We start from the raw sequence: 21305 nt of genomic DNA on the forward strand, positions 1-21305 counted from the left end.
GCGATGAGTCAGGTTTGGAACAACAAGACAGCGGCACGCTCCGGTTCCCGGGCGAATGCCAGCAGCCGCTCGGTCAACGGCGGCGGACAGAGCGCGCCGAGCTTGGCCCGGAACAGTTCCCGGCGGCCCGCTGCATCCAGCCCGTCCTGAGGGCCGTCGCAGGCCTGCGCGTCGATTTCCTGATCGCCGTGGAACAGCCGGACGATCGCGGGGAAGCCGCCGGTAGCCTGCTGCCGGGCGCTCAATTCGGGGCTGGCATACAGCTCCACACAGTGCATCAGGGCTTGCACCGCCGGTTCGTCCAGGGCCGGCGCTTCGAAATCGGCCAGGCCCGAGCGGGCGCGCACCAAAGCGCCGCTCACTGCATACGGCAGGCTGAAGCGCGCCGCCAGCGAGCTGCCGATGCTGCGTGTCGAGAGCGAACTGGCGCTGCCCTGGTTGACCTCCACGCGCACCTTGTCGACACGCGCCAGCGGCACCCGCTCGGCCAGCATCAGCGCGGCACGAATGGCCGATTGGCAGCCGAAGCAGGCCGGGTACGGCTTGATCGCGTAGCTGCCGAGGTCGGCCTCGAGCGGGTCGCCGAGCAGGCTTTGCGGCTGTTCGGCACCGAAACCGAAGCTGGCCAGCCAGCCATGCTCGCCGGTCAGCGGCTGGCGCGGCCCGTCGGCGCCCGCCTCGGCCAGTTGCAGGGCCTGCACCGCGTGACGGGCGGCAAAGCCGACGGCAAAGTCCTTGTCCAGGCTGTAGCTGCCCACCTGCGGCGACAAACCCGAGAGCAACCCGGCGTTCAACGAACTGGCGCAAAGGGCCACGCTATTCAATGCCAGTTCCGCATCGTCGCTCACCAGCGCCGCAGCGCCCAGCGCGGCGGCGGCAGGCGCCAGCACCGAAGTGGTGCGGAAGCCGGGGCGTCCGGTACGGTGCCCGCGGCCCAGCGCTTCGGCCAGACGGATGTTGGCGGCGAAGGCCACCCACAGCGCGCGCAGCAAACGCTCGCCGCCGAGGCCGCGCTGTTGGGCCAGTGCCAGCAGCGCCGGGACGATCACCACGGCGGCATGGCCGTTGTTGCGCGGATTGATCAGCACTTCCTGGAAGTCCAGAACCTCGGCGGCGCAGCCATTGAGAAAGGCCGCATCGGCCGGTGTGGCGTGGTAGTCCGCGCCCCACACCGCGCAGCCCTGGGCTTGCGCGTTGATCAGTCCGAAGTCGACGCGGGCGCCGCCGATACGCTCGCGGCGAGCGTGGCTGGCGATGGCCACGGTGTCGGCGACCAGAACGCCGAGCGCCTCGCGCACCGTTGCCGGAATAGGTTCTTGCAGCAGGGCCATGTGGTTGTCGACCCACTGTCGATCGAGCGTCATCGCCATCACTCCACCCCGTTGGCCATGATGCCGCCGTCGATCACGAAGTCGCAGCCGTTGGCGTAGCCGAGCGCCGGGTCGGCCAGGGCGCGGATCGCCCGGCCGATCTCCGCGGGCGCCGCCAGGCGCCGCGCCGGTATGCGTGCGAGCAGGCGCTGCTCGTCGAGGCGCCCGGCCTGCAACGCCCGCTCCACCATCGCGGTGCGCGTGTAGCCCGGGCTCACCGAGATGGCGCGTACGTCGTGCTCGGCGAAGTCCAGTGCCAGCACTTCGGTCAGCGCAACCACGCCGGCCTTGCTCGCCACGTAGCTGGCGCGGCCGGGCCCGGAGCGATGGGCGACGAAGGAGGCGACGTTGATGATGAGCCCGGAGCCGGAAGCCTTGAGTGCGGCGAAGGCGGCCTGGCAGCAGTAGAAGGTGCCGCTGAGGTTGGTGTCGATCACCGCGCGCCAGTCCTCCGCCGCTAGGCTGGCGGCATGGCCGCGGCGGGCGATTCCGGCGCAGTTGACCAGCAGGTCGAGAGGCTGCAGTTGCGCGGCCGCGGCCTGCACGCCGGCCGGGTCGCGGATGTCCACGGCGTGGATGGGAAAGGCCTGCGTGGTGTCCGCATGCAAGTCCCAGCCGAGCACCTCGTCGCCGCTTTCGAGGAAAGCCAGCGCCACGGCCTGGCCGATGCCGCTGGCGGCGCCGGTGACCAGCACGCGGCGCGCCGGCGGGCGGGAAGTGGGAAGGTTCACAGTAAAGCTCCTTGGTCGATCAATGTCTGTTGCACCGCCCGCAGCGGCGCGCGGCTGGCGGAGGATGACAGCGCGGCGGCCACGCCGGCGGCCTGACCGGTGGCGAAGGCGCAGCCCATCACGCGGATCGAGCCGAAGGCGGCGTCGTCCGCGCCGATGCTGCTGCCGGCCAGCCAGAGGTTGCCGTCGGCGTCGGGCTGCAAGGCGCCATAGCGCACGTGGAACCAATCGTCGCCGGCTATCCAGCGGTACTCGGTGACGCCCGCGCGCGGGTGCAGCTCGCCGGGCCAGCCGGAACGGGCGATGCCGTCGGTATGCCGGCGGGCGTGCACCAGATCGTCGAGGATGGCGTCGCCCTGCGAGGCGATGTGTTGGGTGGCGCGGATGCCCAGCGCCGGCCCCGTGACTTCCAGTTGCGCGCCGGCGAAACCGGGCACGCAGCGGCGCAGCGACAGCAGGTAATCGTGGGCGATGGCGCGCGCCTGCATCTCGGCATGTGCCAAGCTGAGGCTGGTGCAGTCGGGCAGATCGACGTCGACCATCATGGCCCAGCAAGCGTCGCTCCACGGCAAAGGCACGAAATAGCCGCCGTTGCCGCGGGCCAGGGGCGTGCCGGTACGCTGCTGGTAGTCCGCGGCGGCTCGGCGCAGGTCGTCCTTGCCGTAGGCGCACGCCGGATCCAGTCCGGACAGCCGCGCCGTCAGCGTCGCCGCCTGGCGCCGTGGGCGCATGCGCTCGGGCCAAGTCAGGGCCGCCAGGTTGGCGTTGCCGGTGGCGTCCACCAAATGTTTCGCGTGTACCTCGAACAACCCTTGCGGATCGGCGCAGAGCAGGCTGTCGATGCGTCCGTCCCGTTCTTCCGCCGCCACCACCCTACAGTGCAGTAGGGGCTCGACGCCGGCCGCCAGCACCAGCCCGTCCAGGGCACGCTTGAGCCGCTCCGGATCGAGCAGGAGGATCCAGTTGCCTGTGCTCTGCTCCTTCGGCGTCACGTCGTGGCCCAACGCCTGCAACGCCTCCAGTACGCGCTGGCCGACGCCGGCGACCACCTGTTTCGGCTCGGCGCCGCGCGTATAGAAGCCGCAGTAAGCCTGAACGCCGGCCACGGTGGCGGTGCCACCGAGAAAGCCATAGGCTTCGATCAGCGCCACGCGCGCACCGCAGGCCGCGGCGCCGAGCGCCGCCCCTATTCCAGCCGCGCCGCCGCCGACCACCGCCACGTCCGCCCGCAACGGCGAGCGCCTAACGCTCATAGCACCTTGTCCAGAAAGGCACGCGTTCGCGCATCGGTCGGCGCGCTGAACACCTGCTTGGCCACACCGTGCTCCACCACCCTGCCTTTGTCCATGAAATACAAGTAGTCGGCCGCTTCGCGGGCGAAGCGCATTTCGTGGGTGACCAACAGGCAGGTCATGCCCTCGGCGGCGATCTCCTGGATCACCCCGAGCACCTCCTTGACCGTTTCCGGATCCAGCGCCGCGGTGACTTCGTCGAACAGCATCACCTCCGGCTGCATGCACAGGCTGCGGGCGATGGCCACGCGCTGTTGCTGGCCACCGGAAATCTCGCCGGGATAAGCATGTTCCTTGCCGGCCAGATGCACCTTGGCCAGCAGCTCGCGGGCCTGAGCTTCGACTTCGCCGCGCTGCCGGCGCAGCACCTGGATCGGCGCCATCATCACGTTCTGCAGCACGGTGCGATGCGGGAACAGGTTGTAGCCCTGGAACACGATGCCGACGCGGCGGTGCAACGCCTGGGCGTCCAGATGCGGATCGTCGACGCGGGTGTCGCCAACCCGCACGCTGCCGCCGTCGATGCGGGTCAGCGCATTGATGCAGCGCAGAACCGTGCTCTTGCCGGAACCGGAAGGGCCGATGATGCAGGCCACTTCGGAGCGCGCCACGGCGAGGTCCACGCCATTGAGCACGGCGGTATGGCCGAAGGACTTGCGCACGTCCCGCAGTTCGATGAAGGGGGATTTGAGATCACGGATGCTCACGGGCTACCTACCTGCCTGCCCAGCGGCGCTCCAGAGCGCGCGCCAGCAGGGAAATGGGGAAGATGTAGAGGAAGAACGCCAGCAGCACGAGGCCGTACACCGGCAGCAGCAGTTCGGTGCGCGCCTCGGCGGCCAGCACCTGTTGGGCCACGCTCAGGCCCTCGCTGACGCCTACCAAGCTGGCCAACGGGGTCGACATGGTGACTACGCAGTACAGGCCCATCGACGGCGGCAGCATCAGCCATGCCGCCTGCGGCAGGATCACCCGCCATAGCCGCGTCCGTTGACCGTAGCCCAGTGCGGTGGCCGCCTCCCACTGCGCCAGCGGCACGGCACGCAAGCCGCCGCGAACGATTTCGGCGAAGTTGCCCGCAGCCGGCAACGCCAGCGCCAACACCGCCTTGAGCCACGCCGGCAGCGGCCAGCCGGTGCCGATGGCCAGTTCGTAGGGCAGCAACTGCATGATGAAGAACATCACCACCAGCCACGGCGCATTGCGCAGCAGTTGGGTAAGCCACCGCGCCGGCCGGCTCACGGACACCGACGGGGCCAATTGGGCGGCGCCGAGCAACGTGCCGAACAGACAGGCCAGAGCCATGGCCAATGCGCCCATGCCCAGATTGACCAGCAGCCCGCGGCCCAACAGCGGCAACCAAGGCCACAGCGCGCTGAAACCACTCACAGCCCCACCCCCGGCAGCCGCAGGCGCCGCTCCAGGTGCGTGAGGCCGGCAGCCAGCAACCCCATCAAGACCAGATAGGTCAGCAGGACCAGCAGCATCATTTCCACCACGTTGTTGCGTTCGCTCCAGATTTCCTGGGCGCTGTAGAGCATCTCGGGTACCGCCACTGCATAGGCGATGGCCGTACCCTTGATCAATTGCACCAGGTTGTTGCCCAGCGCCGGCAGGCTGGCGCGCAAGGCCAGCGGCAACTCCACATGGCGCAACCGGCCCCAGCGCCCATAGCCCAGCGCCAGTGCCGCCTCGCGGGTGGCCTTTGGCACCGCCAGGAAGCCGGCATGGAACACATCCACGGCGAAGGCGCCGTAGTGCAGGCTGATGCACAGCGCGGCGAGCGAGAACGCATCCGCGTACCAAGGCTGCGCTGTGCCTGGCTGGGCGCCGCGCAGCAGCGCCCCGACGCCGAAATAGAGGAAATACAACTGGGCCAGACTCGGCGTGTTGCGCAGCAATTCGACGTAGCCCAGCACCAGCCAGCGCAGCGGGCGCGGCCCGCGGGTGGCGAGCGCGCCGGCCAGGCCGATGACGCAGGAGACCAGCATGCACAATAGCGCCAGGCGCAGCGTGGTGAGCACGCCGCCGAAGAACAACCGGGCGGACCAGCCGTCGTAGAACACGCTGAAGTTCCAGCCGCTGCTTTGCGAGAGCTGCGCGAAGGCCGCCGCCACCTGCCGCAGCACGCGCGGTACGCCCTGCTCGTCAAGGCCGCCGTGCGGCTCGTCGGTTACCTCCAGCACCGGTTTGTGCGGCAGGCCGTAGCGCGTCTCCAGACGCTCCAGCACTCCCTCGCTGCGCCATTGCCGCGAGTAGCGGTCGAGCAGCGCGCGAAACTCCGGATCGCCATGAGCGATCGCCATGCTCCACGGCGCTTCGAGGATGGGCGGCAGGACGATGGCGAAATCCGCCCATTCCGCCGAATCGCTCAGGCGCATGCGTGCCACCGCCTCGTCCATCACCTGTCCCACGCAGCGGCCGTCGCGCAGCGCCTGGGCGCTCTCGGTCAGACCGGCGAAGGCGAGGATGCGCACGCCGTAGCGTTCGGCCACCGCTTCGTTGTAGGTGGAGCCGTGACTGCTGCACAGCGCTTGGCCGCGCAGGCTTTTCCAACTGGGCGGGGCGCTGCCGCGGCGGGCCAGCAGCACGGCGCCGGAGCTGTAGAAGTTCGGCGTGATGAAGTCGACCAGGCGCTCGCGTTCGGCGGTCGCACTGAAGCCGGTGATGATCAAGTCGCACTTGCCCTGATCGAGGAACACCACGCGGTTGGCGCCGCTGGTAGGGATGGTTTGTCGACTCAGCGGCCGGCCGAGTTCGAGCGACAGGCGTTGGCGGATGTCCTCGGCCAGGTCGATGTTGAAGCCGCGCGCCTCGCCATTCGGGCTGAGGTAGGCGAACGGCCGGTTCTCGACGTTGGTGCAGACATTGAGCACGCCCTTGGCGGCGATGCGCTGCAGCACCGGCCCGGCCTTCGCGCCACTGCCCAAGGTCAGCGCGAGGACGCCGACCAGGGCGAGCAGGCAACTCCTTACCACTGGTAGCTGGCCTTGACGTAGTAGAGGGCGCCGTTCATGCCGAACGGCGAATAGGAGATGTACTTGACGTTCTGGTATCCCGGGTTGTTCAGGGTGTTGCGCTTGTCCGGATAGACGTCGCCGACGTTGTCGCTGCCGACGGTGAACTCCCAGCTCTTCACGTGGTAGCTGGCGGACAGGTCGAGCACCCACTTGGCGCCGTAGGTCTGGTCGTAGGCCGGGCCGGTGTTGCTGATGGCGACGAAACTGCCGTAGTGAACCAGATTGCTGTGCAGACCCCAACTGCCGATGTTGTAGTCGGTGGCCAGCGACAGCTTGCTGCGCGGGGTGCTGTCGGTGAGCACGCCGTAGCGGTCGCGGCGGTCGATGCGCAGCAAGGTCAGGCCGTTCTCGCTGAGCACCGCCGGATTGGGCTTCACGTCGGTCACCCGGGTATGTGCGTAGGAATAGCTCAGAGCGTTGCTCAGCCGGCCGCCGTTGTCGAAGTTATAGCGGTACTGAGCCGTTACATCGACACCGGTGGTGAGGGTGTCCACCGCGTTGGTGAAGTAGCGCACCGACTGGTACAGGTTGGGGGTAATGCCGTTGGCTGCGAGGTAGGCCTGAGCCGCGGCGTTCTGCACGTCGAGGTTGCTGGACAGGGTGATGCGGTCGTCGATGCGGATGCGGTATGCGTCCACGGTCGCGCTGAGGCGGTCGGTGGGTTGCAATACCAGGCCGCCGCTGATGCTTTGCGATTTCTCGGGCTTCAGATCCTCGGCGCCGAGCAGGCGCGCTATCAGATCGTCCACCGGGGCCGTGCTCTGGTTTTGATAGGCATTAATGGTGGTGTTCAGCGCACTGGTGGTCGCCGAGTAGTGTTCCTGCGCCAGCGCGGGCGCGCGGAAGCCGGTGGAGATGCTGCCGCGCACCGCCACCTGCGGGTTGAAGTCGTAGCGGCTGGACAAGGAGCCGGTGGGCGCGCCGCCGAAGTCGCTGTAGCGGTCGTAGCGCACGGCCAGCGAAGAACGCCACTTGTCGGTGAAATTGGTCTCCATGTCCAGATACAGGCCGTACAGGTCGCGCCCGTAGCTGCCGCTGTTGTCCGGCGTGAAGCCGGAGAAGCCTTCGGCGCCGGTGCCGTAGTAGGAGTCCGGCTCGCCGGCGATTTCCTTGTAGGTCTGGTGCTGGTATTCCACGCCCGTGGCCACGGATACCGGATGGGACAGGCCGGGCACGTTCAGCTCGTTGCTCAGGGCGAACTGGTACACCGTCAGGCTGCTCTCAAGGGTGCCGTCGTCGAAGTCTTGCTGGCGGTTGCCGGTGTCGCGGAAGAGATAGCGGTTGAGCGAGTCGCGGGTGTAGAAGTCGATCCCGTTCTGCCCGTAGTCGACGCTGGCATCCCACTTCCAGCCGCCGGCCATGTCGCCCTTGAGGCCCAGCACGAGCGAGCGGTCCTCGTCCTGCGAGTGCAGGCGCGGCAGATAGCCGTTGGGGTACGCCAGGGCGTCGTAGGGGGAGCCGCGGCCGTTGCGGAAGGCGTCCCAGGTATCGCCGTTGGCGCGGTTGTAGGAAGCGAAGCCGTAGGCGCTGAGGCTGTCGCTGAAGGCGAAGTCGCCGTTCACCAGCACCTTGCCGTTCCTCACCTCGGGATCGCCGAGCCGATAGTCGACCGTGCCATATCCCGGAGTCCCGGGATTGCGCAGGTCCGGGCCGGCGCGGTTGGTATAGCCGTTGTAGTTGCCGTCGAAGCTCACATGCACCGAGCCCCGGTCGGACAGGGCGAAGCCGGCGTCGCCGTCGAGATGACGCTGGGTGCCATCGCCCGCGCCGTACTGGCCGAGGCTGGCATTGACCTGGCCGCCCTCGCCGTCGTTCTTCAGGATGATGTTGATCACGCCGGCGATGGCGTCCGAGCCGTAGCGCGCCGAGGCGCCGTCGCTGAGCACCTCGACATGGTCGATGGCGGAGATGGGGATGGTGTTCAGGTCCACGGGCGCCGAGCCGCGGCCCTGGGTCACATTGGTGTTGAGGAAGGCACTGGTATGCCAGCGCTTGCCGTTGACCAGCACGAGCACCTGATCCGGGCTCAGACCGCGCATTTGCGCCGGACGGATGATGCCGGTGAAGCCAGAGCTGGCCGGGCGCGGAAAGTTCAGCGAGGGCACCAGACGCGACAGCGCCTCGCCCAGTTCGCCGCTGCCGCTTTCCTCCAGGGCCTTGGCCGAGACCACCTTGATCGGCTGCATCGACTCCGCCGCGGTGCGGTTCTCGGCGCGGGTGCCGGTGACCACCACGGCGCTCATCGTCTCGGGCGTATCGCCAGCCCAGGCGCTGCCGGCACCGATGACGTTGAGGATGGCGAAAGCGAGCTGCTGCATCGCGAATCTGTTGCGTGGCTGCATGATAAAACCCCTAACGAGACTCGGCCTGCTCACGGGTGAATGGCCACGGGTGAACAATCCGGAAGTTGATCGGTGACGGAGGGCGCCGAGCCCTGCCGAGCATGGATTTCCGGACCTGTTGCACAGCGAAGCCAGCCCGGCAAAAAACAACTTAATTGCAATCCTTGCGGAGAGAAATTGAATTTTTCGAGGCCAACGTTCACCTTTGGTCAGTTCGCTTTCGGTCAGTACGTCGATGATTCATTTGGCTACACTACTGCGGTCGAGTGTCTCGATCCGAGCCTGGAAACAAGCATTGGCGCGGCCTGCAGGCCGACTTCACTGGATGCCGATTTGAACTTCGATCTCGAACAATGGCGCAGCATCCCGGGACCGACGTCTCCGGGGAGCGTGCATGAGCGTAGGCAAGACTCTGTTTGCTCCGGTCGTGAAGTTCGCACCCTCGACGAGCTTTACGCGCATCGCGCATCGCCGCGGCGGCAACGCGTGCGGGCGCAATTCCCATGAACCTGCGCCAGATGGAAGTCTTCCGCGCAATCATGCTCACCGGCAGCATCACTGGCGCGTCCGAGCTTCTGCACATATCTCCGTCAGCGGTCAGCAAGATGCTCAGCCACACCCAGCAGCGCAGCAGGCTGAAGCTGTTCGAACTGGTCAAGGGCCGGCTGGTACCGACCAGCGCGGCGAAGCAGTTGTACGAGGAAGTCGAACACCTGTGGCGCAATGTCGAGAAAGTACACACGCTGTCGAAAGAACTGGCCGATCCGAGCAAGGGCAACCTGTACGTTGCCGCATCCTTGAGCCTGGGCACGACCGTGGTGCCCTTAAGCGTCGCCGACACGGTCAAGGAGCGGCCGGACCTCCAGGTCAAGGTGATCCTGCCGCTGCCCAACCAGTTGATCGACGTGGTCGCCGACAAGATCGTCGATATCGGCATCAGCACTTTCGCGGCAAATCATCCGAGCATCGACGTCTATGCCCGCTTTACCTGCCCCCTGGTGTGCATCATGGCCCCCAGCCATCCACTGGCCGCGCTCAAGCGGATTCGCCCGCGCGACCTCGTCGGCCATCGGCTGATTTCCGTTCCTTTCCAAGAGCTGTATGGCTTGAGCGAGGAGAAGATCTATGGCGAAGTACTGGAAGATTCTGAACAAGGCCGTCGAAGTGCGTTCAGGCTTGATAGGCAGCTTGTTCAGCCGCGCCACCGGCGAAGTTGCGGTGATGGATGCCATCGCCATTTCCAACAACCTGATTCCGGAGTTGGAAATCCGCCCGTTGGTGACCAGCGAGCGTATCGACATCAACGTCATCCATAACCGCTACAAGCCGCTATCACCTCAAGCGCTGTTGTTCCAGGAACTGCTCCTTCACCGTCTGAAGCAATCCTGCAATGAAACTCAAGCCCTAGTGTCCTGAATTGGATCAGTCCCGGCAGGGATCATGGAATGGGGTCTCTATCGCTCCGAGTGTCCTCATTCCCCTGTCGCGTAAGTGTGATGGCCGATGTGGCGAGAACGGCGAACCCTTGATCGCCAACGCTTTCAAGGTGCCCGCCGTTTGGCTCACATCGAAACCGAGCATCGCGGCAGCGCTGGCGCTGCACGGTAGGCAATCGCGCTGGCTGTTCCGCTGAACTATTTCGTTTTCGATGCGAGGATGAGACTAAACAACTATAGGAGTTCCCCCGGCTTTGCCGGGGGATACTTACTGTTGACTTGTATTCTGCGCGCGGTGGCAGCGGTAGCGTTATTCATTTGTTTTTCGATTGTGCCAACAGCCACTTATTCTGCAACTTCCGCAGAAAAACGTCTCTACACCGTCGACGATACTTTTTCATTGGATAGCGTAGGCCTAATATTCGGCGCCCCTATGCATTTAGCGCAGATGGACGACAGATCGCATTTACGCGTTCACGCCCGGTGACCAGCAAGGCAGCGAATCTGCATTATTTACGGGAAAATGCCACTGGCGACATCTGGATACAAAGCCAATGGAATACTCGCCCCGAAAACATCACGAACGGCGCTCAAGATGGTTCAGGATGGTGGGCGCCACAATGGGCGCCGGATGGGCAGCACATCGCCATGCTGTCCACACGCGGCGGCAACGTCTTCCTGTGGTTGTGGAATGCTCGGGCCCGGGAATTGCAACAACTCTCTCACCGTGCAATTGATCTTGAAACCATCCCGCCTGTGTTTCTATGGCTGGACAACGAGCATCTGCTGTATCCGGCCCTGCCCGAGGACGAGCAGCCTTCCCTCATGAATGTCATGTTGCAGACTTCGCAAATTGCGACGCACGAATGGTCGAAGATGGCCAAAGGCCTGGAACCTTCGGTCAGTGTGTTGGACAGCGGGATTCCCGTGGATATGTCGAAAAGACCACACGGTCAGCTGCGCGTATTGGACATCTTGACTGGCGAGGAGAAGGCTCTTGTCGAAGCCAGTGTAGTTGAATGGCATGTCGCTCCGCAGGGCGGCGCGGTCGCCTACCCGCTGCTGACCCGTGTGTATGCCGGCTCGATGGCAAAATCGGACCCCCCTTCTTCCGAACGTATCAGTTACGGCAGTCCGCTCAATATGCAAATACCGGCGGCGAAAGGCTACGCAGTGCTTATGCCAAGTATGCCGTTGGGAGGGCCGGAAGGTACGACAGACGATCCGATGCTGCGTCTGCCCGATGGTGTGCTGCCGGCAATCGACAAGGTGATCGAACTTGGCTATGCCGATCCAAAACGATTGTTCCTGATGGGGCAGAGTTTCGGGGGCTTCTCGACTTATGGTCTGGTTACTCAGACCCGTCGTTTCACCGCTGCAGTGGCTCTGGCAGGGCCTTCCGATCTAATCAGCTTGTATGGTCAGTTCGATGCGCGGCTGCGTTACTCGGATTATCCTCAGGAAGACTTCTTCCACTTTCAGGTGGAGGAGTCGGGTCAAACTCGGATGGGCAGCCCGCCGTGGAAGGACCTGGGACGCTGGTTGCGCAACAGTCCGATCTTCTACGTTGACCGGGTCGATACGCCGTTGATGATCATGCAGGGTGATTTGGACTACGTAGCCATGCAGCAAGGCGAGGAATTCTTCAATTCCCTGTATCGCCAGGGCAAGCGCGCGCGATTTGTACGCTATTGGGGCGAAGGACACGTGCTCGACAGCCCGGCTAATATCCGCGACATGTGGCAGCGCATCTTCGACTGGTTCGACGAGTTCTCGCCGAAGGCCGAAGCGAGCAGATAACTTACTCCGGCATCAATCGCTTTCTTCCCGCGCCGTTCCGATGAGTTTCTGGCCTGCCTTTGCAACTCCATAAGAGCGTGCGGAAAAGACGAACGAGTGTAGGTGCGATGGATCGCACTCGGCCTTTCGATTGCGGCGATCAATCCAGTTCGATGCCGGCCAGCCGCTTGAGCGCTTCGGCGTATTTCGCCGCCGTGCCGTCGATGACCGACTGCGGCAGCTTCGGGCCCGGCGCGGTCTTGTTCCAGTCCAGCGTTTCGAGATAGTCGCGCACGAACTGCTTGTCGTAGCTCGGCGGGCTGATGCCGACGCGGTATTCGTCGGCGGGCCAGAAGCGCGAGGAATCGGGCGTCAGCATCTCGTCCATGACGTAGAGCTTGCCGGCCTCGTCGGTGCCGAATTCGAACTTGGTGTCGGCGATCAGGATGCCCCGCGCGGCGGCGTATTCCGCCGCGAACGTGTAGATTTTCAGGGTCGCGTCGCGTACCTGCTCGGCGAGGTCGGCGCCGATCGTGGCGACGACCCGGTCGAAGTCGACGTTCTCGTCGTGGTCGCCGATCGTGGCCTTGGTCGAGGGCGTGAAGATCGGCTCGGGCAGCTTCTCGGCCTGGCGCAGCCCGGCCGGCAGCGTGATGCCGCAGAGCGCGCCGGTCGCCTGGTAGTCCTTCCAGCCTGAGCCGATCAGATAGCCGCGCGCGATCGCCTCGACCGGCACCGGCTTGAGGCGCTTCGTGATGACGCTGCGCTGGGTATACAAATTCGCATCGATGCCGACGGGCAGCACGGAGGCGACGTCCTTGCCGGTCAGGTGGTTCGGCACGAGGTGCGCGGTTTTCGCGAACCAGAAGTTCGATATCTGGCAGAGCATCTCGCCCTTGCCCGGAATCGGGTCGGGCAGGATCACGTCGAAGGCCGAAAGGCGGTCGCTGGCGACGATCAGCAGTTCCTGCGCGCTCAGCGCGTAGACGTCGCGCACCTTGCCGCGGTGGATCAGGTTCAGGCCGGGCAGATTCGATTGCAGGAGCGTGGTGGGCACGGCGACCTCATTATGCGGAACGAGGGCGCATTGTAGGGTAGCAAGCCAGTTCGATGCGCGCGCGGCCATCGGCTAGAATCCATGCTCCGAACGGTTCAGCGGCGATCCATGAGATTTCTTTTCCCCATTTCCGGACCGGCGTGCGCGTGCGCCGGCGGACGGATGCGCGCATGAGCTTCTGGGGCAAGCTGGTCGGCTTCGCGATCGGCGTCTTCGTGTTCCACGAGCCGGTCGCCGTCGTCGTCTGCCTGCTGCTCGGCCATCTCTTCGATCGCAGCGTCGCCGGCTTCGGCGGCACGATCGACGCCGCGCCGCTGTCGTTCGTCGCGCCGCTGTTCGGCCTCGCCGGGGCGATCGCAAAGTCCGACGGGCGCGTATCCGAGGCCGAAATCGCCGCGACCGAGCAGTTGATGGCGCGCATGCAGCTCTCGTCCGAACTGCGCAATACGGCGATCGCGCAGTTCAATGCCGGCAAGCATCCGGGCTATTCGACGACAAGTACGATCATGCAGTTGCGCGTGTGGACGCGCGGCCACCGCGATCGCGCCTTCATTCTGATCGACCTGCTGCTCGACATCGTTTGTGCGGACGGTCCGTTGGCACCGGCCAAGCTCGTCATCGTACGCAAGCTCTGCGTCGCACTCGGCGTCGACGAGCGCCAGTTGATCGGTATCGCGGTGATGAAGGGCTACGCCTACGTTGCGCCGGACAACTGGGAGGAGTACGCCAGCGCGCATCGCAACGAACGCGGGCCGACGGCGCAACACAAGGACCCTTATGCCGTACTCGGCATCGAGCGCAACGTGAGCGACGCCGAAGTCAAGCGCGCTTACCGCAAGCTGATGAGCCAGCATCATCCCGACAAGCTCGGCAACATACCGGACGAGTTGAAACGCCGCGCCGAGGAACGCGCGCGCGACATCAACGCAGCCTACGAGAAGATCCGCGGCGAGCGCGGCTTGTAGCTCTGCTTCCCTTCTCCCCTCGGGAGAAGGTGGCGCGCAGCGCCGGATGGGGGAAAGACCCCGCATGAATCGGCTGTCATTGAATCTTGTGGTGCTTTTCCCTCATCCGCCTTTCGGGCACCCACCCCGTTCGACATCCTTGTCTCACCCTCAGTCGGCTGTCGCCGACTTCGACCCGAGGGGAGAAGGGAAGCGGCTTGCATGTAAACTGTCCACATTTCGCAGCATGAATCCCTCGATGAAACAGTCCCCCGTCATCGCGCCGTCGATCCTTTCCGCCAACTTCGCCAAACTTGGCGAGGAAGTCGATGCCGTGCTCGCCGCAGGCGCGCAATGGGTGCACTTCGACGTGATGGACAACCACTACGTGCCGAACCTGACGATCGGTCCGCTGGTCTGCGAGGCGTTGCGCAAGCACGGCGTGACCGCGCCGATCGACGTGCACCTGATGGTCAAGCCGGTCGACCGCATCGTGCCGGATTTCGCCAAAGCCGGGGCGACGAACATCAGCTTCCATCCCGAGGCGAGCGAGCACATCGACCGCACGATCGGCCTGATCCACGATTCGGGTTGCACCGCGGGCCTCGTGTTCAATCCGGCCACGCCGCTGGCGTATCTCGACTACGTGATGGACAAGATCGACCTGATCCTGCTGATGAGCGTCAATCCGGGCTTCGGCGGGCAGAGCTTCATTGCGTCCGCGCTCGGCAAGCTGCGCGAAGTGCGCGAACGCATAGACCGCAGCGGCCGCGCCATCCGCCTCGAGATCGATGGTGGCGTCAAGGCCGAGAATATCGGCGAGATCGCGCGCGTCGGCGCGGACACCTTCGTCGCCGGCTCGGCGATCTTCGGCCACGCGGACTATCGCGAGGTCATCGCGAAGATGCTGCGCGCGATCGGTTGACTGTGCGTTTCGCAGATTCCCGTTCGCTGCGTGCAAAGAAAGCCGCGCCGAGGCGAAGCGGCGGAAAAGAACTCGATGCTTCGGCGCGGCGCGGCAACTCAGAACTGCAATGCGGCAAGGGCGCCGAGCACGAGCGCGAACAGGGCGAAGGCGACGCGGAACGGTTCGCTCTGGTGGAGTTCGAGATTCGGTTCGGGGCGTTGGACGTTCATCGGCGGTTATCCCTGCGCAATGTGGAATCGTTGCAGGTGCAGGATCGGCCGTTTCGATGAAGGCGGGCGGCGGCATTTGCGGCAGCCGCGGGGCCAAATCTGGCGCAGCGATGGCAAATGCGCCGGCGCCATTGCCGCCTGCGAGACGCGCCCGTAAGCTGCGCACATCCATCGAGCAGGACTGAACAGCCATGGGCCGCCACATCGCCATCGTCGAGGACGAACCCGCGATCCGCGCGAACTACGTCGAGGCGCTCAACCGCTTCGGTTACACCACCGCCGGCTACGCCACGCGGCCCGACGCGAGCCGCGCGTTCGCACAGCGCCTGCCCGAACTCGTCATCATCGACGTCGGCCTCGGCGACGAACCCGAGGGCGGCTTCGAGCTGTGCCGCGAACTGCGCGCACAGTCGCCGACGCTGCCGATCCTGTTCCTGACCGCGCGCGATTCGGATTTCGACGTGATCTCGGGCCTGCGCCTCGGCGCGGACGATTATTTGACCAAGGACGTCAGCCTGCACCATCTCGCGGCGCGCATCAGTGCACTCTTTCGCCGCATCGACGCGCTCAACAAGCCGGCATCGAAGGAAACCGTCGTCGAGCACGGCCCGCTCAAGCTCGAAGCCGAGCGCATGCGCGTGACCTGGAACGGGACCGAGGTGCCGTTGACGGTGACCGAGTTCTGGATGATCCATACGCTCGTGCGCTTCCCCGGTCACGTGAAGAATCGCGACCAACTCATGCGTGAGGCGCAGGTCGTCGTCGACGACGCGACGATCACCTCGCACATCAAGCGCATCCGCAAGAAATTCCTCGCGATCGACGAGTCCTTCGATGCGATCGAGACGGTGCACGGGGCAGGCTATAGATGGCGGCCCTGAGGCTCTTTCTTCCCTTCTCCCGTCGGGAGAAGCCGCGTCACTTCAGCGCCGGATGAGGGAAGAACCTTCCGCATGTGAAGCGGCACTACAATTTGCGACGCCTTTCCCTCATCCGTCCCTGCGGGGCACCTTCTCCCGAGGGGAGAAGGGAAGCCAATGCCATGTCGCCTTGACTCATGTCACTGAGATTCAAGCTCCTCCTCCTCGCGCTCTCCACGCTGGCTTTGCCGCTCGCGGGCTGGCTGATCGTGCGGCAGATGGAGGAACTGTTGCGCCAGGGACAGGAACAGACGCTGACCGCGTCCGCGAAGGCGCTCGCGCGCAGCCTCGCCGCGCTCAAGACCGCGCTGCCGCCGGCGGGGCAGGCGTTCTACGTGCATCCCTGCGCGGGCAGCATGCGCATCGACGGCTATGCGGACGACTGGACGTCGCTGATGCCGTACGCGCAGAACATCGGGCCGGCCGACGATGCGCAAAAAGCGAAATTGCTGCTTTGTACGGACAACGATTACCTGTACCTGCTCGCCCAGGTGCGTGACGCGACGCGCACGCGCGCGGACGCGACCGATCCGGCCGCGCAGTTGCGCGACCATGTGACCCTGAGCCTCGCGCGCGACAACGACCTGCGCCGTTATCTGCTCGCGAGCGCAGCGCCAGGCCGCTTCGACGCGCGCGTGCTCGACGGCGAAGGCGACTCGTTGCCGCAGGCGCTGGCCGGCGTCTGGCAGGAAGACGCCGACGGCTATCGCATCGAACTGCGCCTGCCGCGCGCGCAGATGCCCGACTCGCTGACGCTCAATGCATTCGACGCCGACGCGCCGAACAACGCGCACATCGAGCTGCGGCCGCTGCTGTTGCGCTCGCCGGACCTGTCCGCGGACCTCGCCCAGTTCGCGCCCGAGGGCATGCGCGTGCGCGTGCTCAGCGCCGAGGGCTGGGTCGTCGCCGAGTCGGGGCAGCTCGATCCGGCGCAAGGCTACGCATCGCCCGCGCTGCGGCGCTGGTTCGAGACCCTGATCTACCGCAGCCTGATCGCGCCCGGCATGACGCCGGCGCAGGATTTTGCGACCAGCCTGCCGCGCCTGTCCTCGCCGGAGATCTGGCAGGCGCTGTCGGGCGTCGCCGCGACGGCCTGGCACCCGGCGCCCAACCAGCGCAGCAGCGTCGTGCTCGCTACCGCGGTGCCGTTGAAAGACGACTACGAGGTGCGCGGCGCATTGCTGCTCGAACAATCCGGCAACGCGCTGCCGCTGTTGACCAACCGCGCGTTGCTGATTTTGATCGGCGCGAGCCTCGGCGCGCTCGTGTTCGCCGGCGCCGTGCTGTTCGCCTTCGCCGGCGTGCTCGGCCTGCGCATCCGCCGCCTGCGCGACGCGGTCGAGCGCGCCAAGCAGACGAGTGGGAAAGGGGAGCGCGGCTTCGACAATCAGGTCACCTTGCCGCTGATCGGCGCGAAGGACGAACTCGGCGATCTCTCGCGCAGTTTCGCGCGTCTGCTCGACGAAGTGGCGGCGTATACGGACTATCTGCGCACGCTCGCGTCGAAACTCTCGCACGAACTGCAGACGCCGCTCGCGATCGTCAAGTCCTCGCTCGACAATCTCGACCAGCAGGTCGTGCCGGCGGACGCGCGCACCTACCTCGTGCGCGCGCGCAGCGGCGCGGAACGCCTCGGCGCGATCGTGCGCGCGATGAGCGAAGCCAGTCGCATGGAGCGCGCGGTCGGCGGCGTCGACGCCGAGGAATTCGATTTGGCTGCCGTCGTGCGCGGCTGCGTCGACGCCTACCGGCCGCTGCTCGCGCCGCGGCGCGTCGAGGCCGACCTGCCCGCCTCGCCATTCCTCATGCACGGCGCGCCCGAGCTGATCGCACAGGCGCTCGACAAGCTCGTCGACAACGCGCGCAGCTTCACGCCCGAGGACGGCTGGATCCGCATCGGTCTGCACGCGCACGGCGATGGCGCCGTCGTCACCGTTGCCAACCAGGGTCCGCCGCTGCCGCCGACGATGGCCGACCGCCTGTTCGATTCGCTGGTCAGCGTGCGTCCGTCCACAGCGCAGAAAACCACGCCGGTCGGCGACGCGCCGGCCGGACCGCCGCATCTGGGCCTCGGCCTGTCGATCGTGCGCCTGATCGCCGAACTGCATCGCGGCCGTGCGTCGGCCGCCAATCTGGGTGATGGCTCCGGCGTCGAGTTCTCACTCGAACTGCACAGCATGCCGCGGCGCGCGCTGGCCGCGCCGTAGTCGCCGCATGGCGCGGAACGACGCGGCTTGCTATCTTCGGCATTCTTTTTTGCCCGAAGTCGAGTCACGTGATCTCTCCCGCCGAATTCGCCACGCTCGCAGAGCAAGGCTGCAACCGTATTCCGCTCGTGCGCGAGGTGCTGAGCGACCTCGACACGCCGCTGTCGGTGTACCTGAAACTTGCCGACGGTCCGTACGCCTACCTGTTCGAATCGGTCGAGGGCGGCGCGCGCTGGGGACGCTATTCGATCATCGGCCTGCCGGCGCGGCGCGTGATCCGCGTCTACGGACATCGCCTGACGATCGGTGAGGAGGGCGAAACGGTCGAGGACCGCGAGGTCGCCGATCCGCTCGCCGAGATCGCGCGTATCAAGGCGCAGTACAGGGTGCCGCGCATCGACGGCCTGCCGAAATTCGCCGGCGGCCTCGTCGGTTACTTCGGCTACGAGTGCGCGAGCTACATCGAGCACCGGATCAAGGCCGACGCCAAGCCCGACAAGCTCGGCATGCCCGACATCTGCCTGTTGCTGGCCGAAGAACTGGCCGTGTTCGACAACCTCAAAGGCAAGCTCTACCTGATCGTCAACGCCGATCCGGGCGAGCCCCGTGCCTACGCGCGCGCGCAGCGCCGGCTCGACAGTCTCGTGCATCGCCTGCGTTCGACCAGCGCGGCGTATCCGGACATCGTCGATCCGAAAGCGATCGACGAATCGCATTTCGTGTCGAGCTTTCCGAAAGAGGATTACCTCAAGGCGGTCGAACGCGCGAAGGAATACGTCTATGCGGGCGATGTGTTCCAGGTGCAGATCAGCCAGCGTCTGTCGGTGCCGTTCCGCTCGCGCCCGCTCGACGTCTACCGCGCACTGCGCGCGCTCAACCCGTCGCCGTACATGTATTTCATCGACCTCGGTGCGGAGCAGATCATCGGCTCCTCGCCCGAGATCCTCGTGCGCGCGCAGGGCGAGCAGGTCGTGCTGCGCCCGATCGCGGGCACGCGCCGGCGCGGCCACACGCCCGAAGACGACGCCGCGATGGAAGCCGAACTGCTCGCCGATCCCAAGGAGCGCGCCGAACATCTGATGCTGATCGACCTCGGCCGCAACGACGTCGGCCGCATCGCCGAGACCGGCACGGTCGAGCTGACCGCGAACATGGTCGTCGAGCGCTATTCGCACGTGATGCACATCGTCTCGGAGGTCGTCGGCAAACTGAAACCGGGCTTGAGCTTCATGGACGTGTTCCGCGCGACGTTCCCCGCCGGCACGCTGACCGGCGCGCCGAAGGTGCGCGCGATGGAAGTGATCGCCGAGCTCGAAACGGTCAAGCGCGGCGTCTACGGCGGCGCGATCGGCCATTGGAACTGGCACGACGAAGCCGACCTCGCGATCGCGATCCGCACCGCGATCGTACAGGACGGCCAGCTCCACGTGCAGGCCGCCGGCGGCGTCGTCGCCGACTCGGTGCCCGAACTGGAGTGGAAGGAAACGATGAACAAGTGCCGCGCGCTGTTCCGTGCGGTGGCCCAGGCGGTAGGCGGACTGTAGCCGTCACATTATCGTCCAGGGGGAATTGGCGCCGCGGAATCCTGTCCGGCGCAACGACGGAGCCCTGAGCTTGCGTGAAGAATCGAGTGGAGAAAATACGGGGAGCCGGACGGCCTCGACCGCGCGCGCCAACATGACGCCGTGGAGGCGGCTGGGCGAATGGCTCGGGCGAGTTCCGATCGACGATCCGGTTGATCGGCGCAACGCGCCCGCGCTGCAAATCGTGCTGCTGCTGCTCGGCATTCTCTCGCCGCTGATGTGGCTGTACCGCATCTTCGCGTCCAACATTCCGTGGCGGCCCGGCGAGACGCAAGGTCTGGCGACCGACGCGTTGATCAGTGCCGTCGCGCTGGCCGGCGTATGGCTGATAAGGCACGGGCGTCTACAGTTCGCCGTGCGCCAGATGTTGATCGTGATCGCGGCGACGACCATCGTCGCCTATGCCACGAACGGCGTCGCCACCGGCAGATACGAGCAGCCGCTGCTCGTCGTCTGGATCGTGCTCGCCGGCTTGATGGCAGGGCGCCCTGCGTTGTGGGGGATGTTCGCCGCCACCGCCGTCGCCTTTGCCGTCGGCGAGGTTTTCGATGCGTGCCACAGGGCCGGGCCGCACGATTCGGCGCTCAATCTGTTGATGGATTTCATGATCCATCTCGCGATGTTCCTGCTCATCGCCGTCGTCGTCGACCGTGCCGTGAAGGCGTTGCGCGAGTCGTTGATCGAGGCTTCGCAGCGTGGCGATGCGCTCGCGCGGACCAATCGGCGGCTCGAAGTCGAGATGGCCGAGCGCGCACGCACGCAGGAACAACTGATCCATGCGCAGAAGGTCGAGGTGGTCGGCCGGCTCGCGAGCGGCGTGGCGCACGACTTCAACCATCTGCTCGCGTTGATGCTCGGCTATGCGGCCAAGGGCCGCACCAGCGACGCCAACGCCGAACTCAAGCAGGCGCTGGCCGGCGTCGAGGCGGCGGCCCGGCGCGGCATGGCAGTGACGCACAAGCTGCTCGATTTCAGCCGTCACGAAGCCACCCGCGCCGAATGCTTCGACGCCGTCGATGCGCTGCGCGAGCTGCAGCCGATGCTGCGGCAACTGTTCGATCCCGGGGTGCGCATCGTGAACGATCTGCCCGCGGGCGAGCTGCCGATCCGATTCGACCGCACGCAGTTCGAGCTCGTCGTGCTCAACATCGCGGCCAATGCGAATCAGGCGATGCCGCAGGGAGGCGAATTCCATATCGCGCTGCGCGGCATCGAGGCGAAGTCGCAGGTCGAAATCGAACTGCGCGACACCGGCCACGGCATGAGCGAGACGGTGCAGGCGCGCTTGTTCGAACCGTTCTTCACCACGCGGCCGCCCGGTCTGGGCACCGGTCTGGGGCTATCGGTGGTGCACGGCGTGCTCACTGCGCACGGCGGCGGCATCACGGTAAGCAGCGCGCCCGGGCAGGGCGCGACGTTTCGCATCCGCCTGCCGCTGGTACCGGCGCGCCAATGAGCCATCCGCGTCCGTGTCGCGCGGAATACGT

At 65.8% G+C, this 21305-nt stretch carries 16 protein-coding genes; 8 read left to right on the top strand and 8 right to left on the bottom strand.

Features of this window, described 5'->3' with window-relative positions:
- Positions 1-8: 8 nt before the first annotated feature.
- The 7 genes from QM741_RS08280 to QM741_RS08310 are packed head-to-tail and all read right to left on the bottom strand — an operon-like array spanning position 9 to position 8731.
- The gene (locus tag QM741_RS08280; RefSeq protein ID WP_415207239.1) at positions 9-1370 is read right to left on the bottom strand and encodes an MmgE/PrpD family protein; all 1362 of its coding nucleotides are present in this window, start codon (positions 1368-1370) and stop codon (positions 9-11) included.
- The gene (locus QM741_RS08285) at positions 1370-2101 is read right to left on the bottom strand and encodes an SDR family NAD(P)-dependent oxidoreductase (protein ID WP_415207240.1); all 732 of its coding nucleotides are present in this window, start codon (positions 2099-2101) and stop codon (positions 1370-1372) included. Before QM741_RS08285 ends, QM741_RS08280 begins: the two co-directional genes overlap by 1 nt.
- Positions 2098-3354, bottom strand: a complete 1257-nt coding sequence (locus QM741_RS08290; RefSeq protein ID WP_415207241.1) for an FAD-dependent oxidoreductase — start codon at positions 3352-3354, stop codon at positions 2098-2100. The genes QM741_RS08285 and QM741_RS08290 overlap by 4 nt, the downstream gene beginning before the upstream one ends.
- On the bottom strand, positions 3351-4094 hold the full coding sequence (locus tag QM741_RS08295; protein ID WP_415209096.1) for an amino acid ABC transporter ATP-binding protein: 744 nt from the start codon (positions 4092-4094) through the stop codon (positions 3351-3353). Before QM741_RS08295 ends, QM741_RS08290 begins: the two co-directional genes overlap by 4 nt.
- 13 nt (positions 4095-4107) lie before the next feature.
- Complete coding sequence (locus QM741_RS08300; protein WP_415207242.1) at positions 4108-4782, bottom strand: amino acid ABC transporter permease; 675 nt, start codon at positions 4780-4782, stop codon at positions 4108-4110.
- Positions 4779-6371, bottom strand: a complete 1593-nt coding sequence (locus QM741_RS08305) for an ABC transporter substrate-binding protein/permease (protein WP_415207243.1) — start codon at positions 6369-6371, stop codon at positions 4779-4781. Before QM741_RS08305 ends, QM741_RS08300 begins: the two co-directional genes overlap by 4 nt.
- Positions 6365-8731 carry a TonB-dependent receptor plug domain-containing protein gene (locus QM741_RS08310; protein ID WP_415207244.1) on the bottom strand — a complete coding sequence of 789 codons (2367 nt, stop codon included), beginning with the start codon at positions 8729-8731 and terminating at the stop codon, positions 6365-6367. Before QM741_RS08310 ends, QM741_RS08305 begins: the two co-directional genes overlap by 7 nt.
- Positions 8732-9258: 527 nt before the next feature.
- On the opposite strand from QM741_RS08310, the gene QM741_RS08315 reads away from it, so the two are divergent.
- Positions 9259-10071, top strand: coding sequence for a LysR family transcriptional regulator (locus QM741_RS08315; protein ID WP_415207245.1), 813 nt, complete (start codon positions 9259-9261; stop codon positions 10069-10071).
- A gap of 603 nt (positions 10072-10674) precedes the next feature.
- Positions 10675-11991 carry a S9 family peptidase gene (locus QM741_RS08320; protein WP_415207246.1) on the top strand — a complete coding sequence of 439 codons (1317 nt, stop codon included), beginning with the start codon at positions 10675-10677 and terminating at the stop codon, positions 11989-11991.
- Positions 11992-12130: 139 nt separating this feature from the next.
- Here QM741_RS08320 and QM741_RS08325 read toward each other — a convergent pair whose 3' ends face one another.
- A complete protein-coding gene (locus tag QM741_RS08325) occupies positions 12131-13027 on the bottom strand; it encodes a phosphoribosylaminoimidazolesuccinocarboxamide synthase (RefSeq protein ID WP_415207247.1) in 897 nt (298 codons plus the stop codon).
- A 170-nt stretch (positions 13028-13197) separates the two neighbouring features.
- On the opposite strand from QM741_RS08325, the gene djlA reads away from it, so the two are divergent.
- From djlA to QM741_RS08355, 6 genes are all read left to right on the top strand, one after another.
- Positions 13198-13992, top strand: a complete 795-nt coding sequence (gene djlA / locus QM741_RS08330) for a co-chaperone DjlA (RefSeq protein WP_415207248.1) — start codon at positions 13198-13200, stop codon at positions 13990-13992.
- A 238-nt stretch (positions 13993-14230) separates the two neighbouring features.
- Entirely contained in the window at positions 14231-14896 is a 666-nt protein-coding gene (rpe, locus tag QM741_RS08335; protein WP_415207249.1) for a ribulose-phosphate 3-epimerase, read from the top strand.
- 403 nt (positions 14897-15299) lie between these two features.
- Positions 15300-15989: a proteobacterial dedicated sortase system response regulator gene (pdsR, locus tag QM741_RS08340; RefSeq protein WP_415207250.1), complete on the top strand. Its 690-nt coding sequence runs from the start codon at positions 15300-15302 to the stop codon at positions 15987-15989.
- A gap of 176 nt (positions 15990-16165) precedes the next feature.
- Positions 16166-18235 (top strand): ATP-binding protein, encoded by a 2070-nt coding sequence (locus QM741_RS08345; RefSeq protein ID WP_415207251.1) that lies wholly within the window; start codon positions 16166-16168, stop codon positions 18233-18235.
- A gap of 68 nt (positions 18236-18303) precedes the next feature.
- Positions 18304-19779: an anthranilate synthase component I gene (gene trpE, locus QM741_RS08350; protein ID WP_415207252.1), complete on the top strand. Its 1476-nt coding sequence runs from the start codon at positions 18304-18306 to the stop codon at positions 19777-19779.
- A 133-nt stretch (positions 19780-19912) separates the two neighbouring features.
- Positions 19913-21274, top strand: a complete 1362-nt coding sequence (locus QM741_RS08355; RefSeq protein WP_415207253.1) for a sensor histidine kinase — start codon at positions 19913-19915, stop codon at positions 21272-21274.
- Positions 21275-21305 lie beyond the last annotated feature (31 nt).

It is taken from the genome of Rudaea sp., assembly GCF_047601565.1.
In the GTDB taxonomy this organism is placed as follows: domain Bacteria; phylum Pseudomonadota; class Gammaproteobacteria; order Xanthomonadales; family Rhodanobacteraceae; genus Rudaea.